This window comes from Peptoniphilus indolicus (assembly GCF_900454665.1).
GTDB lineage: Bacteria > Bacillota > Clostridia > Tissierellales > Peptoniphilaceae > Peptoniphilus > Peptoniphilus indolicus.
In genome coordinates this window covers 297069-311813 of record NZ_UGTH01000001.1, presented here as the reverse complement: position 1 = coordinate 311813, position 14745 = coordinate 297069, and the positions used below count along the sequence as shown (strand labels likewise).

18 protein-coding genes are annotated in these 14745 nt (G+C 31.5%); 17 read left to right on the top strand and 1 reads right to left on the bottom strand.

Going from position 1 to position 14745, the window contains the following annotated elements; all coding sequences use genetic code 11:
* The first annotated feature begins 940 nt into the window (after positions 1–940).
* From DYE58_RS01600 to DYE58_RS01590, 3 genes are read left to right on the top strand one after another with little or no spacing between them, the layout of a single operon-like run.
* On the top strand, positions 941–1987 hold the full coding sequence (locus tag DYE58_RS01600; protein ID WP_004822150.1) for a hypothetical protein: 1047 nt from the start codon (positions 941–943) through the stop codon (positions 1985–1987).
* On the top strand, positions 1984–2814 hold the full coding sequence (locus DYE58_RS01595; protein ID WP_004822151.1) for a mechanosensitive ion channel family protein: 831 nt from the start codon (positions 1984–1986) through the stop codon (positions 2812–2814). Before DYE58_RS01600 ends, DYE58_RS01595 begins: the two co-directional genes overlap by 4 nt.
* 8 nt (positions 2815–2822) lie before the next feature.
* Positions 2823–3047, top strand: a complete 225-nt coding sequence (locus tag DYE58_RS01590; RefSeq protein ID WP_004822154.1) for a DUF951 domain-containing protein — start codon at positions 2823–2825, stop codon at positions 3045–3047.
* 105 nt (positions 3048–3152) lie between these two features.
* Here the strand turns inward: DYE58_RS01590 and DYE58_RS01585 are convergent, their stop codons facing one another.
* Positions 3153–3632, bottom strand: coding sequence for a methylglyoxal synthase (locus tag DYE58_RS01585; RefSeq protein WP_004822157.1), 480 nt, complete (start codon positions 3630–3632; stop codon positions 3153–3155).
* Between the two features lie 159 nt (positions 3633–3791).
* On the opposite strand from DYE58_RS01585, the gene rpsF reads away from it, so the two are divergent.
* The 14 genes from rpsF (at position 3792) to DYE58_RS01515 (ending at position 14714) form a co-directional block, all read left to right on the top strand.
* Positions 3792–4076, top strand: coding sequence for a 30S ribosomal protein S6 (gene rpsF / locus DYE58_RS01580; protein WP_004822159.1), 285 nt, complete (start codon positions 3792–3794; stop codon positions 4074–4076).
* A 9-nt stretch (positions 4077–4085) separates the two neighbouring features.
* Positions 4086–4592, top strand: coding sequence for a single-stranded DNA-binding protein (locus DYE58_RS01575; protein ID WP_004822161.1), 507 nt, complete (start codon positions 4086–4088; stop codon positions 4590–4592).
* Positions 4593–4604: 12 nt separating this feature from the next.
* A complete protein-coding gene (gene rpsR, locus DYE58_RS01570) occupies positions 4605–4829 on the top strand; it encodes a 30S ribosomal protein S18 (RefSeq protein ID WP_004822163.1) in 225 nt (74 codons plus the stop codon).
* Between the two features lie 202 nt (positions 4830–5031).
* Positions 5032–6135, top strand: coding sequence for a sensor histidine kinase (locus tag DYE58_RS01565; RefSeq protein ID WP_174900124.1), 1104 nt, complete (start codon positions 5032–5034; stop codon positions 6133–6135).
* Between the two features lie 6 nt (positions 6136–6141).
* On the top strand, positions 6142–6825 hold the full coding sequence (locus DYE58_RS01560) for a response regulator transcription factor (protein WP_004822167.1): 684 nt from the start codon (positions 6142–6144) through the stop codon (positions 6823–6825).
* Positions 6826–6936: 111 nt separating this feature from the next.
* A complete protein-coding gene (locus DYE58_RS01555) occupies positions 6937–7455 on the top strand; it encodes a ClbS/DfsB family four-helix bundle protein (RefSeq protein WP_004822169.1) in 519 nt (172 codons plus the stop codon).
* 191 nt (positions 7456–7646) lie between these two features.
* Complete coding sequence (locus DYE58_RS01550) at positions 7647–8273, top strand: TlpA family protein disulfide reductase (protein ID WP_004822171.1); 627 nt, start codon at positions 7647–7649, stop codon at positions 8271–8273.
* A gap of 8 nt (positions 8274–8281) precedes the next feature.
* Positions 8282–8425 carry a CD1871A family CXXC motif-containing protein gene (locus tag DYE58_RS11515; protein WP_115311949.1) on the top strand — a complete coding sequence of 48 codons (144 nt, stop codon included), beginning with the start codon at positions 8282–8284 and terminating at the stop codon, positions 8423–8425.
* 8 nt (positions 8426–8433) lie between these two features.
* Entirely contained in the window at positions 8434–9333 is a 900-nt protein-coding gene (locus DYE58_RS01540; protein WP_004822173.1) for a 4Fe-4S binding protein, read from the top strand.
* 96 nt (positions 9334–9429) lie between these two features.
* Positions 9430–10347: a CPBP family intramembrane glutamic endopeptidase gene (locus tag DYE58_RS01535; protein WP_004822175.1), complete on the top strand. Its 918-nt coding sequence runs from the start codon at positions 9430–9432 to the stop codon at positions 10345–10347.
* Between the two features lies 1 nt (position 10348).
* Complete coding sequence (locus DYE58_RS01530) at positions 10349–11083, top strand: CPBP family glutamic-type intramembrane protease (RefSeq protein ID WP_040552817.1); 735 nt, start codon at positions 10349–10351, stop codon at positions 11081–11083.
* 479 nt (positions 11084–11562) lie between these two features.
* Complete coding sequence (locus DYE58_RS01525) at positions 11563–12921, top strand: stalk domain-containing protein (RefSeq protein ID WP_115311948.1); 1359 nt, start codon at positions 11563–11565, stop codon at positions 12919–12921.
* Between the two features lie 1308 nt (positions 12922–14229).
* Positions 14230–14454 (top strand): type II toxin-antitoxin system RelB family antitoxin, encoded by a 225-nt coding sequence (gene relB / locus DYE58_RS01520; protein WP_004823528.1) that lies wholly within the window; start codon positions 14230–14232, stop codon positions 14452–14454.
* The gene (locus DYE58_RS01515) at positions 14451–14714 is read left to right on the top strand and encodes a type II toxin-antitoxin system RelE family toxin (RefSeq protein WP_004823529.1); all 264 of its coding nucleotides are present in this window, start codon (positions 14451–14453) and stop codon (positions 14712–14714) included. Before relB ends, DYE58_RS01515 begins: the two co-directional genes overlap by 4 nt.
* The last annotated feature ends 31 nt before the right edge of the window (positions 14715–14745 follow it).

Sequence of the window (14745 nt, the reverse complement as noted above, 5' to 3'; positions counted from 1 at the left end):
CATAACAGCATAGCCAACCACCAAACCAAAATAAAATGAAATACTAAAAACATAAATGTAAAAACCAACCCAAAAAATGGGCGGGCCTACACTGTTTTATAATATAATTTTCGATTTGTCTATTTCATAATCAAACTAATTATCCATTTCACAAACACGTGCCGCCCCTACGATAAAATAAATAAAATTTAAACATAAAACGAATCACAAAAAAAGCGGGCGGGCCTACACTGCTTTATAATATAATTTTCGATTTGTCCATTTCATCATCAAACTCATTATCCATTTCACAAACACGTGCCGCCCCTACATGAACTAAATAAAATTTAAACCGAAAACAACCCCCCAAAAAAAAACGGGCGGGCCTACACTGCTTTATAATATAATTTTCGATTTGTCCATTTCATCATCAAACTCATTATCCATTTCACAAACACGTGCCGCCCCTACATGAACTAAATAAAATATAAACCATAAAATAACCGAAAAAATAACGGGCGGGCCTATACTGCTTTATAATATAATTTTCGATTTGTCCATTTCATCATCAAACTCATTATCCATTTCACAAACACGTGCCGCCCCTACATGAACTAAATAAAATATAAACCATAAAATAACCGAAAAAATAACGGGCGGGCCTATACTGCTTTATAATATAATTTTCGATTTGTCCATTACATCATCAAACTCATTATCCATTTCACAGACACGTGCCGCCCCTACGATAAAATAAATAAAATTTAAACATAAAACCAACCCAAAAAACGGGCGGGCCTATACTGCTTTATAATATAATTTTCGATTTGTCCATTACATCATCAAACTCATTATCCATTTCACAAACACGTGCCGCCCCTACGATAAAACAAATATAAATTCATATCCATCCAATACCAAATAGATTTTAAGCTGTGGTATAATTGACTCGGAGGAAATGATGAATTTAAATACGAGAAAAATAATAGTATCGATAACATTGTTGTTATTGCTGATTGTAATATATTTTTATTATAGGAACACAGCTGGAAGAGAGATTGTATTAGATGAGAAAATAAAGGTTACTGAGAATGCAAAAAGTTTTCATCTCACTACAAATGGTTTGATGATTTTTGACAATAATCTCTATATTTTAAATAGAGAAGGGGATTTGATTAAGACTGTAAAGGCGAAAAATGTTGAATTAGAATCTTTTTTTGCTAATAACTATGCTTTTCTATATGATAAAGACCTTGGAAGGATAAGTCAATATCAAGACAATGGAGAGTTTATCAGAAATATAAAGATAACGGACACTCTATTTAACATAAAGTATGAGAATAAAAATTTTATTTTACACACAAAGTATGAAAATGGAGAGAGGTTATGGGGTCTGACAGCTGATGGAAAACTGAAAAAAATCTATGAGACTGCAAATTCCATACTTGATTATGATGTAAAGAATTTAGAAAAATTTGTGATTGCAGAATTAAAGGTTGAAACTAATGGTTACACAACTAATTGTATAGTAAAAAATTCATCTAATAATAAGACCTACTCAAGGGGTTCTGAGGTGGCGCTTTATGTAAATTATTCTGATTCAAGAGTTATCATGGTAACTAATAAAAATTTGTATGCATTTGAAGGTGATGATGTAAAGAGTGTTGAAATTCCAAATATTTCTGATGTAGAGGTTGTGGACAGGAGTGTATATTTACTACATTCTGGAATTTTATCGAAATATAATTCTAATCTTGAAGAAAAGACTAAACATATAGTGGCGGCGAATGTTGAAAAGTTACAATTGGTTTCTAAATCGTTATATGGTTATTCGAATTCTGATATAGCGGGCAATTTGCTTCAGAGAAATGAATTTTATTATAGGTTTCCAGCAGAAGCTGAAAAAATAGAAATATCGGGTATTAGGATAGGTGTGCTTCAAGATGGGATAGTGACTCTTTATAAAGTAACGAATGACAGAAATGAATTGGGAGAGAAAAACAAATGAGTGTATTAAATGAGTTTGAAAAGTATCTCAGGACAGAGGGGGTATTAAATCCGTTTGGCAAATTGGTGATTATTTTATTAGTTTTTCTAATAGGTTTTTTGCTATCTAAATTTTTAAGATGGATTTTTATGTCGAGAATTGAGCATCAACTTAGACACGGAACATATTCAAATCCAAGGTTACTCACAATAGTAAGCATTTTAAATAAGATAGTTGTAATTGTCATAATGATAATATGCGTTACAATATCTCTGGACATTGTAGGGCTTAATACATCGTCTATAATGGCTACTGTTGGGGTGGGCTCGTTGGCTCTTTCTTTTGGTGCGCAGACTCTTGTAAAAGATTGTATAAATGGGTTTTTTATAATTTTAGAAAATCAATTTTCAGTTGGAGATACTGTTGTAATTGAAGGTAGGACCGGAATTATAGAGGATATAGGACTTAGAACCACGGTTATAAGGGATTTTGATGGCTCGAAACACATTATTCCAAATGGACAGATAGGGATTGTGACTAATCAACAAAGGGGAAATATGAGGGCTAAAGTAATCTGCTCGGTAGCTTTATCTGAAGAACCGGATAGAGTTATAGACCTTTTGAATAAAAAGTTAGCTCCTATGAAAGTTGAAGGGTTGATAGGAAGTCCTGTTGTCTGGGGGGTTACTAATAACACAAACACCGGTTATGAAATAACTGTTGTGGCTTATGCAAAAGCCGGTTCTCAATATGGTGTTGAGTACAAACTCAGAGAGAGTATTGTTGAAGTGTTTAATGAAAATGGAATAAAGCTTCCGGTTTTTAAATATGAGATAGATGGTAAGTAGGAGGTAAAATGCTATATTACAAGGTAGGAGATATAGTCACTCTAAAAAAAGGTCATCCTTGTGGTGAAAATATGTGGGAAATACTTAGAACGGGCGTGGATATAAAATTAAAATGCCTTGGGTGTGAAAGGCAAATTTGGGTTTCTAGAATAGATTTTGAAAAGAGAATCAGAAAGATAAAAGAGGGCGAGAAATTTGTAAGTATTATTCACCATAAAAAGGAAGAAGAGTGAGCAATTTATTTAATTAAATTTTTCATACTGTTAAGCCTTTTATGGTTTTTTGTAATTAAAAAAGAGAGGTAAAGAGTTTTAAAACTTTTTACTTCTCTTTTTTGTTTATTTTTCAGTTAAATCAAATTGTTCAACTCTACTTGCTATACTAAATGAGTTGTCTACAATTTCTGCGTTGTATTCAGAGTTAAATAGTGTAGAAGAAACAATGTAGTCTGCACAAGTTTTAGAAGTTGCAAGCGGCACATCATATAGTGTTGTAATTCTTAGAAGTGCTTTTACATCCGGGTCATGAGGCTGCATTTCTAACGGGTCCCAAAAGAAAATAAGGATATCAACTTTTCCTTCTGCGATTCTTGAGCCAAGTTGTTGGTCTCCGCCAAGGGGACCGGAGAATAGTCCTTCGACTTCAAGGCCTGTGTGTTTTGAAATTAGAGCGGCAGTTGTTCCGGTACCGATTAGTTTATGAGCGGATAGGTGTGATTTATTTTCTACAGCCCATGCTACAAGCTCGTCTTTTTTATTGTCATGCGCAACTAAAGCTATGGTTTTTTGAGCATTTACTTTAATATTTTTAGTATTCATAAAAAACCTCCTCTAATTATTATATAATATAAATTGAGGATTTAAATCAATAATTATTTTACTGTTTATTTGACAAAAACGTATAAATTTTATATAATACTTGAGTTATATCCTTGCTCATTCAAAAGAATGAGCCATTAGTCCACGAGGAGGTGAATTATGAGAAAGTACGAAGCAATAGTAATGTTCTACCCAACAGTAGAAGAAGAAAAGAGAGTAGCAGCTTTTGAAAGACTTAAGAAAATCATAAGTGATAATGGAAATATCACAAATGTTGATGAATGGGGTATGAGAAAGCTAGCATACGAAATTGAATACAACAAAGAAGCTTTCTATTACTTAGTTGAATTTGAAACAGAAGCTGAAGTAATTAAAGAATTCGACAGAGTTGCAAGAATTTTAGAATCTGTAATGAGACACATGGTAGTTAAATTAGAGGATTAAGGTGAAATTATGAATAATGTCAATTTGATGGGAAGACTTACAAGAGATCCGGAACTAAGATATACGCCAAGTGGTATAGCAGTAGTGAGATTTACAATTGCTGTAAACAGAAGATTATCAAAAGATAAAAGAGCTGAGGCAGAGCGTAACAACCAACCTACAGCCGATTTTATTTCATGTACAGCATGGAATAAAACTGCTGAGGTAATTGCCAACTACGTAAAAAAAGGCGATAGACTTGTAGTTCAAGGAAGAATTCAAACGGGAAGATATGATGATAAAGATGGAAAAACAGTTTATACAACTGATGTAATTGTTGAGAATATGGACTTTGTTGAAAGTGCAGGAGATAATATGCAAGGTCAACAAATGAGAAGACCGGAACCACCGGTTAACTCAGCTTATTCAAATGATTTCCAATCTGCACCATCAGGTAGTTTTGGAAACACTTTTGGATCTGACTCAGACAATGATGAGGGATTTTACCATATAAATAATGAAGACATTCCATTTTGAGGAGGGTAGAAAGTGCAAAGAAGATTTAGACCAAGAAAGAAAGTCGATCCATTTGAAAAGGATAAGACTAAGAAAATAGATTATAAAGACGTAGCTCTTCTAAAGAACTATATCTCAGAAAAGGGAAAGATTCTTCCAAGAAGAATCACTGGACTTAATGCAAAACACCAAAGACAAATGACAGCTGCTATTAAGAGAGCTAGACAAATCGCATTAATTCCTTATTCAGCAGAATAATTTAAGGCAAGTCGAAAGGCTTGCTTTTTTTATATAAATATGAAATAAATAACTTATCCACATTAAAACATTAAAAATCAAGAGAAGAAAATTTAATATAAATTAATGTCGGATATTTATAATCGCATTGATTAGATATAAAATAATAAAAGATAATTAATAATTAAATTGTTTACTATAGGTACTTAGGAGAAGATGAGATTTGAACACGAAAAAAAGCATGCAAAAACAATTGACATTGTTGATTGGGATTATACTATTTACATCAAATTTAGCGTTGATTTTTTTACTAAATTATTCAGTATCGTTAGTATTGGAAGATCTGATAATACCCATAGGGAATATACAAATTGAAATATACAATATAGATAATTTTAGTCTTAAACTGAAAATGTATGGATATATATTTGCTTTTTTAACAACAAGTTTAGGAACGATTATTACATATGTTTTTCTGGGAAGGTATTTATTACCTCTTAGAAAATTATCAGAACACATGGATAATATGGACAAGCAAAACCTTAGTGAATCTGTGGAATTATACTCACGAGCTATAGAAATCAATAGCTTAATAGAATCTTTTAACAATATGATGCGTAAATTAAAGAAATCATTTGAAATGCAAAAAGATTTTTCTTCTTATGTAGCACATCAACTAAAGACACCCCTTACAGTACTTCAAACTAAAATAGAGGTATTTAATAAAAGAGAGTATAAAAAAGAAGAAGTTAAAGAACTTTTAGATACCATCTCTTTTCAAGTAAACAAACTAAATAATATTATAATTAAGATTTTGAATTTAACTTATATAGAGAGAATGGAGTTAAAAGAGAACATTCCTCTTGAACTTTTGCTTGAAGATTTACTTGTTGATTTTGAAGAAAGAATAGAAAAAGAAGATATAAATGTGGAATTTAATATTTTAACAACAGAAGATAGAGGTGTAGACAATAAAAACTTTAATATAGTGGGAAATTACATACTTTTATATCAAGCATTTTATAACCTGATAGACAATGCCATAAAATATAGTTATAAAGGTGGAAGTGTAAAAGTATTTATACAGAATAATGAAGATAAAATTTGTATAAAGATATATGACGAAGGAATAGGGATTGAAAAATCTGATAAAGAATATATATTTGAACCTTTTTTCAGAGGAGAAAATCCTGAGAAATTAAAAAAAGAAGGAATAGGAATGGGTCTTTCATTTTCAAAAAAAGTTTTTGACCACCACGGTGCAAAAATACAGATTAAAGATAATTTTCCAAAGGGAACGATTATAGAGACATATTTTGAAAGGTAGGATTTAATGATGAAAATACTACTAGTAGAAGACGAAATAGAATTGTTGAATTCCATTGCAGAAGGGTTAAACACGCTTGGATATTATGTAGATAAGGCGTCTTGCGGGAGAGAAGCTTTGGAATATATTTTAGCTGAAGAACACGATTTATATATTTTTGATTTAAATCTTCCGGACATGACAGGCTTTGAAATATTAAAACAATTGAATAAGGAGAGAGAAAATTCAAAAGTATTAATATTGACGGCAAATTCAAATATAGAGTCAAAAGTAGAAGGATTTGAATTAGGAGCAAGCGACTATTTGACAAAGCCGTTCTACTTTGAGGAATTAGAAATGAGAGTAAAAGCACTTATGAGAAGAGACTTTCGCTTAAAAAATATAAAAATAAGTTGCGGAGAACTTGAATTCGACACAAAAAAAAGGATTCTCTATGTCAGGGGTGAGGAGATGAAGTTGACAAAAAAAGAAACGGCAATCATCGAGTATTTACTATTTAATAAAGATAGAATTGTAACAGTTGAAGATCTGCTGGCACACGCTTGGGACAGCGAGGTCGATTATTTCAGCAATTCCATAAGAGTACATTTGGCATCACTTAGAAAAAAAGTAAAACAAATTTTAGGGTATAATCCAATTGTAAATAAAATTGGAGAAGGTTATTTTTTAAAAGATAATAAGAACAAATGAGACGTATGAGAAACAACTTTGTTTTAAATTAATTTATGGCAAGAAATAAATGAGGAAATAAAGTTATTATAAATCAAAGCATTGATGAAATAGAAGTTGAGGAGGTGTTTTTTGAGAACGTACGAAAATAAAGAAGAACTAAAATTTGAAATAAAAAAATCATTTGAAAAATATATTTCAGAATTTGATAATATTCCGGAAAACTTAAAAAATGAGAGAATTAACGAAGTTGATAGAACCCCTTCTGAAAATTTAGCTTACCAAGTGGGGTGGACGACCTTACTTCTCAAATGGGAAGAGGACGAAAAAATGGGATTTCATGTGAATACGCCAGCGGATGAATTTAAATGGAATGAGCTTGGAAAATTATACCAATGGTTTACAGATACTTATGCGCATTTATCCCTAAAAGAGTTGAAAGATAAATTAAATGAAAATATCAATTCTATCTATGAAATGATCGACTCATTAAGTGAAGAAGAATTATTTGAACCGCATATGAGGAAATGGGCTGATGAAGCAACTAAGACGGCAGTATGGGAAGTATATAAGTTTATCCACATAAATACAGTTGCACCTTTTGGAACTTTCAGAACAAAAATCAGAAAATGGAAGAAAATATTGCTTTAAATTAAACTTTGCAAGATAAAAATTAATAATATAATATTAATGGCGATAGGAATAGATGAAACCTATCGCCATTTTAAGTGTGATATTCAATATTTAATGTAGAAGTTTTATTTTTTCTTAACACGAACTTAACAACATAAATGATAAAATAACTACAACCTAAAATAATCTAAAATAAAGGAGAGGAAAATATGAATAGAGATTTTAGTAAAAAATTTATGTTAAAGAAAGCATCTATGTTTTGTTTGGTAGGTATTATGACATTTGGCTTGGCAGCTTGCGGTAAAAAAGAAAATAAGACAGATTCAGCCAATAAACCGCCCGTTGCCGAACAAGCACAAAAAGAAAGCTCTAGTGCAAACATAGGAGAGTTTGAAACAACAGATTTAGAAAAAAATAAGGTCACACAAGAAGTATTTAGAGAAAATGACCTTACTATGGTAAATATGTTCTCTTCAACATGTAACCCTTGCATGGAAGAATTGCCATATTTAGCAGAATTGGCAAAAGAATATAAAGACAAAAAAGTAGGCATATTGGGCGTTGACATTGACATGGATTCAAAAGGTAAACCCGACGAAGAATCAAGGGAAATAATATCAAAAATTTTAAAAGATAAAAAAAGTGAAATGAAAGTGATCTTTTTAGATGAAAATTTAATAAATACACTTCTCAAGAAGACAGATGCACTTCCATATACTTTCTTTGTAAATAAAAATGGAGATATAGTCGGAGAAGAATACCTAGGGAGCCGTTCAAAAGAAGAGTGGGCAAATGTAATTGACAAAGAATTTGATAAAATTTCTAAAAATAAATAGGTGATAGTATGCAGAAAAATAATATAAAACCCTCAGTTCTATTGATGACCGGGATATGTTTTGTATTATACGGAGTCCTTGTAAAACAAGAAAATCTCGTAGTGTTAAATAAGGCGATCAAGATTTGCATGGAATGTATAGGAATTGGATAAAATAACTTATGAAAAAACAATTTAATTCGTTTAGACATAAAATTCAAGCCTTGGCAACCATTATTACAAATGGGAATGTATCAGGGTATATCTCAGGGAAAATATATAAAGGGGACATAAAAAACGCATGTGTCCCCGGACTTAATTGTTACTCCTGCGTTGGAGCATTGGGATCCTGCCCTATAGGATCTCTGCAAGCAGTAATAGGAAAAAAAGGGGGAGGATTTCCATTCTATGTAGTAGGGTTTTTACTCCTTATAGGAAGCTTGTTGGGGAGATTGGTATGTGGCTGGTTATGTCCTTTTGGGCTTTTCCAAGACTTATTACATAAAATTCCATTTCCCAAAAAAATAAGGACACTGCCCAAAGAAAAAATACTAGTAAAACTAAAATATTTAATCTTGCTGATATTTGTCATTATACTTCCGATGTACTTGGTAAATAATATAGGCAATGGCAATCCATACTTCTGTAAATATATATGTCCTGTTGGAACGCTGGAAGGAGGAATCCCATTAGTACTGTTAAATAAAGCTATGAGAGGATCAATCGGGTTCTTATTTGTATGGAAGAATGTAATCCTTCTTACTACAATTATTTTATCAATTATAATTTACAGACCATTTTGTAAGCTGATATGTCCTTTGGGAGCTATTTATTCCTTGTTTAATAAAGTATCTTTTTACAGGTACCAAATCAACTGTGAGAAGTGTATCAACTGTGGAAGATGTGCCAAAATATGCTTGATGAATGTTGACCCTGTAAAGGATGCCAACCATTTGGAATGTATCAGATGTGGAAATTGCAGAAAAGCTTGTCCGAAAGGAGCGATTGAGCTTTTGATAGCAGGTAGAAAATTTGAGAAAATAAATAATATTAAGAATACGACTTTAGAAAATGTAAAATAATATATGCCCTCAATTGACAAATTATCATATAAATTATTTATGGTAAGGTTGAGGGCATCTGATATTTAAAGAATTTATTTAAAATAGAAAGGTGTGATGATATTGGACTTAATTAAGGATAAGAATTTTACAAAGAATCCCTATTTGTATACTTTAATACTTTTGCTTATGGCTAAATTGGTGCTTTTCAGTTCTGAAATTTTTACATTAGGCTATATAAATGTAGTATTAAATATCTTGCCAAGTAGTGGTTATATAATAAATTTAGTCGAGCTTTCGAGTTTTATATTTATAACTCTTTTGGTTATATTTTTGGCGAGGAAAATATTAAAAATTTCTTGGAATACTTTGGGATTTAGAAAAACAGGTAGCTTAAAAGAATTTTTAAAAGGCTGGGGTTTTGGTGCAATTGTTTTAATAAGTTGTGTAGCTTTTATGATAATTGTAGGTGTAGTTAGGATTGATAAAGTTACATTTGACTCAAAACTTATTTTAGAGTTTATTCCCCTTCTTATGGTTTGGTCAATACAGGGAAATGCCGAAGAAGTTTTGACAAGAGGATTTTTATTTTCAGGAGTTGCTCGTAAAACAAATATTTTAATCGGCATAGCTGTTTCGGCAATTTTCTTTACAGTTATGCATTTAGAAAACGACGGCATATCAGTTATTCCTCTAATAGATCTGTTTGTATTTGGAATTTTTGCAGCCCTCGTTATGATAAAGACAAAAAACATATGGCTTGTAAGCGGATTCCATGCCGCGTGGAATTGCTTCCAAGGAAATGTATTCGCCTTTCCTGTAAGCGGAACAAATGTGGGAAATGCATTTATAAATGTCACAACACAGGGGCCGAGCTGGCTTACGGGAGGTAAATTTGGAGTCGAAGGAAGTATAATCAGCTTAATAGTGCAAATTGTGTTAATAATATTGCTTTGCTACGATCTGTTTGTAAAACAGAAGATGAACGTTTTAGATAAATTCGACATAGAAACATATACAGATGAGGTTGAATAAGATGGAAAATTTAAAGACAAAAAGAGAAAAGATAAATTATTTAAAATGGTGGGACATACTAATTGTAACTGTGATAATGTTCGGCTACTTTATATATTCCTCAATATCATCATTTTTTTACTTGCCGGATCCGAACACAACACAAATTCCTGAATTCACAACCAATATGAATTGGCGTGCATTAGTATTTCAATTTATTTTATTAAGTATAGCCTTTATATACCTATACATTAGAAACTTTAATTTCTCACAATGGAAAATAAAGATAAACTTAAAATCAATAGCAATTGGAATAGCCTTATTTATAGGAGTAGCATTGATTTTTGACTTGTATTTCACATTGGTATATAGCATTTTGCCATATCCAAATACAGATAATTCAGTATTTTATGAATCTGAAACTACAAATTTATTATTGTCAAAATTATCCACATTGGATTTGTCGCTTATAATGTACTCAATATTAAATGGATTCTATGAAGAAATATTTTTCTTGGGAATTTGTCTTAGCGTTGAACCGGATAAAAGAAAATATTACTTTATCTACTCATTACTTATAAGATATTCATTCCACACCTACCAAGGAAATATATCAGCTTTGGCGATAGGGCTTTTAGTAGGGGGAATTTACTATCTAGTATATACAAAATCAAAAGACAAAAACCTGTTCCCATTTTTCCTGGCACACGCAATAACGGATGTTTTTGGAGCGGGGATTGTAAGCTATTTCTTTTAAATAGAAAGGGCAAGTAATTCTAGAAATTAAATAAAAAATTAATTAAGATGAAGTCAATAATTAGGCATTAACTTAAAATAAAATGGATGTTTCTCTGCAATTTATAGGGCATCCATTTTATTTTTTTTTAGTAGGCTGTAAATTTTAAACTTATCGATCTATCCATCTTAAAAACAGATAATAAAATTAAAAAAATGAAAAATAATTTTTTAGTAAAAAAATTTAAGCAATATTTTAGAAGTATATATTTAGAATTAAAATGACAGATTTATTTTTGAAACAAACAGTAAAAATAGAGAAATAAATAAAATATTCACCTAAAATATATAATAAGCATTTATTTAGTAAATGCTTGTGGGGTTTGAACTGAAACAATTAAAATGTAATTAAAAACCTTGACTTTGAGGGAATATGCAGTGTAAAATTAATTGGAAATTATAAGCAGGTATTTATAAAATAAAATTTAACGGGAGAAAGATATGGAAAGTTTAAAAGAATTTATAAAAAGCAGAAAACGAAATAGAATATATAGATACTCTATAAGAAGATTATCTATAGGAGTTGCATCATGCATAGTAGGAGCATTTGTACTTTTTTCACCGGTTGACTTTGGAAAAACGGAGTTAAGCGGTGTTGTTTATGCTCAAGATGCTGATAAATATAATAAAGAAGCAGAAAGAGAAAAAGCTAAATTAGATAATTTTTTAAAATATGATGCTAATACTGGGGAAATAACATTTAATATAGAAATAGATTATGATAAAGTGAGAATAACAAATGATGGTGGTGTGAGAGCAGGTGAATTTATTAAATCTAATAGTGGCTTTGAAGGAATAAAAGGAGTTGAGTATAATAATAATAATAAATGGATAATTACTCGTGATTATTATGGTAATAGCAAAAAAGTGAAAGTTGAAGTTCTAAAAAAAGAAGATGGGTTTGAAAGAAGAATTTACGAGCAAGAAATAAAAATCCTTACAGAAAAAGATAGAGAAGAACAGGCGAGAAGAGAAAAAGAAGAACAGGCGAGAAGAGACAGAGAAGAACAGGCGAGAAGAGACAGAGAAGAGCAGGCAAGAAGAGAAAAAGAAGAGCAAGCAAGAAGAGACAGAGAAGAACAGGCAAGAAGAGACAGAGAAGAGCAGGCGAGAAAAGACAGAGAAGAACAGGCAAGAAAAGACAAAGAAGAACAAGCAAGAAGAGACAAAGAAGAACAAGCGAGAAGAGAAAAAGAAGAAAAGCCAAAAGAAGTGCCGGCTATGCCGCTGACACCGGGTACAAAAGTAATACCTTCAACTCCATTACAACCAAGTATAAAAGTGGCACCAAGAGCATTTAGAAATGACAACGATCAAAGAGGATCAATAGACTGGAGATATATAAAGGCACCAAGTAAAGATGCAAAGACAGAAGTGCAAAAACAAAAGACAGTAGTAGAAGTAAAAGTTACAATAGGCTCAGACATACTACAAAGAACAATAAACAACCACACACAAGAAATAAAAATGGATACAAAAGCCATAATAAAAGACGGAAGAACAATGCTACCGATAAGATACGTAGCAGAAGCCCTAGGATACACAGTAGAGTGGAGAGAAGACACAAGAACAGCGATCCTAAAAGACAAAGAAACAACAATAGAAATTCCGGTAGATACAAATAAAATAATAATCAACGGAAAAGAAATCCAAAGCGATGTAAAACCGATGATAGAAAACAGAAGAACAATGTTGCCAATAGCAAACGTAGCAAGAGCATTGGGCTTAAAAGACGGACAAGACATCAAATGGGACGAAGCAAAACAAGAAGTTACAATCAGAAAAGAGATACTAAACTAAACAAAATAGGCGTGGGAAACCACGCTTATTTTATTGTAAAAAACTCGCTACACTAGTGTCGACCTTACACTTATTTTAAAAACATCAATATTATCACGTAGGGGCGGCACGTATCCACGAAAAAAAATAAAGAATTAAAACAAAAACAGAAAAATAAAAAATATAAATGTCAAAAAAATATAGGCCCGCCCGCAAAAATAATAACAGATTCAAAAACTGTATGATTACATAACACAACAGCATAGCCAACCACCAAACCAAAATAAAATGAAATACTGAAAACATAAATGTAAAAACCATCCCAAAAAGCGGGCGGGCCTACACTGCTTTATAATATAATTTTCGATTTGTCCATTACATCATCAAACTCATTATCCATTTCACAAACACGTGCCGCCCCTACTTATTTTAAAAACATCAATATTATCACGTAGGGGCGGCACGTATCCACGAAAAAAATAAAGAATTAAAACAAAAACAGAAAAATAAAAAATATAAATGTCAAAAAAGCATAGGCCCGCCCGCAAAAATAATAACAGATTCAAAAACTGTATGATTACACAACACAACAGCATAGCCAACCCACCAAACCAAAATAAAATGAAATACTGAAAACATAAAAATATAAATATAAAAACCAACCCAAAAAACGGGCGGGCCTATATTGCTTTATAATATAATTTTCGATTTGTCCATTACATCATCAAACTAATTATCCATTTCACAAACACGTGCCGCCCCTACTTATTTTAAAAATATCGATATTATCACGTAGGGGCGGCACGTATCCACGAAAAAAATAAAGAATTAAAACAAAAACAGAAAAATAAAAAATATAAATGTCAAAAAAGTATAGGCCCGCCCGCAAAAATAATAACAGATTCAAAAACTGTATGATTACATAACACAACAGCATAGCCAACCCACCAAACAAAAATAAAATGAAATACTAAAAACATAAAACATAAATATAAAAACCATCCCAAAAAGCGTTTTGAGGGTGTAGGAGGAGAGAACCCGAAGATAGGCGTGGGAAACCACGCTTAGATAAAACGAACCTAGGAAAACCATGGGTTTGTCTTCAATATGAGAAGGTTCAATTTGAACCTTCTTTGTTTTTAATAGGGCATAAATTTACCTGCTGATGCTAAAAAATATGTAGACTTAATGCTCTTTATTTTATACAGTCTGGTTGCCTAACAAAACCAATATTATCTTGACAAGCATTCCTCTATGTAATACGATCGTATTACGTAGAGGAGAGATTAACTATTAAAGGGCAAGAGGAGAAATGAAAGGAGCAAAGATATGTCTACAATTAGTTTGAGAGTTCCGGAGGACGAGCTAAATATTATTAAATCTTATGCAAGACTTAATAATAAAAGTCTATCTGAAATAATTAGAATGACGATGCTTGAACATATTGAAAATGAATATGATCTTAAAGTGTTTGAGGAGTATGAAGCAGAAAAGGCAAAAGGAACACTAAAAACAAGACCTATAAATGAACTTTGGGAAGATTTAGAAATATGATATACCAGATAACTACAACAGATAAGTTTGATAAAGCTTTTAGAAAGTTGGACAGACAAATCCAAAAAATAATTAAAGTTTGGATTGAAAAGAATCTTGTAAATTGTGAAAATCCTCGTATTCATGGAAAAGGACTTACAGCAAACAGGAGCGGTCAATGGAGATATAGAATAGGAGATTATCGTATTCTTGCAGATATAAGAGACAATGAACTTGTATTAGTTTTTGTTGATATAGGACATAGAAAAAACATTTATTAATAAAACATAGCATCATTTTTATGAGGAGTAT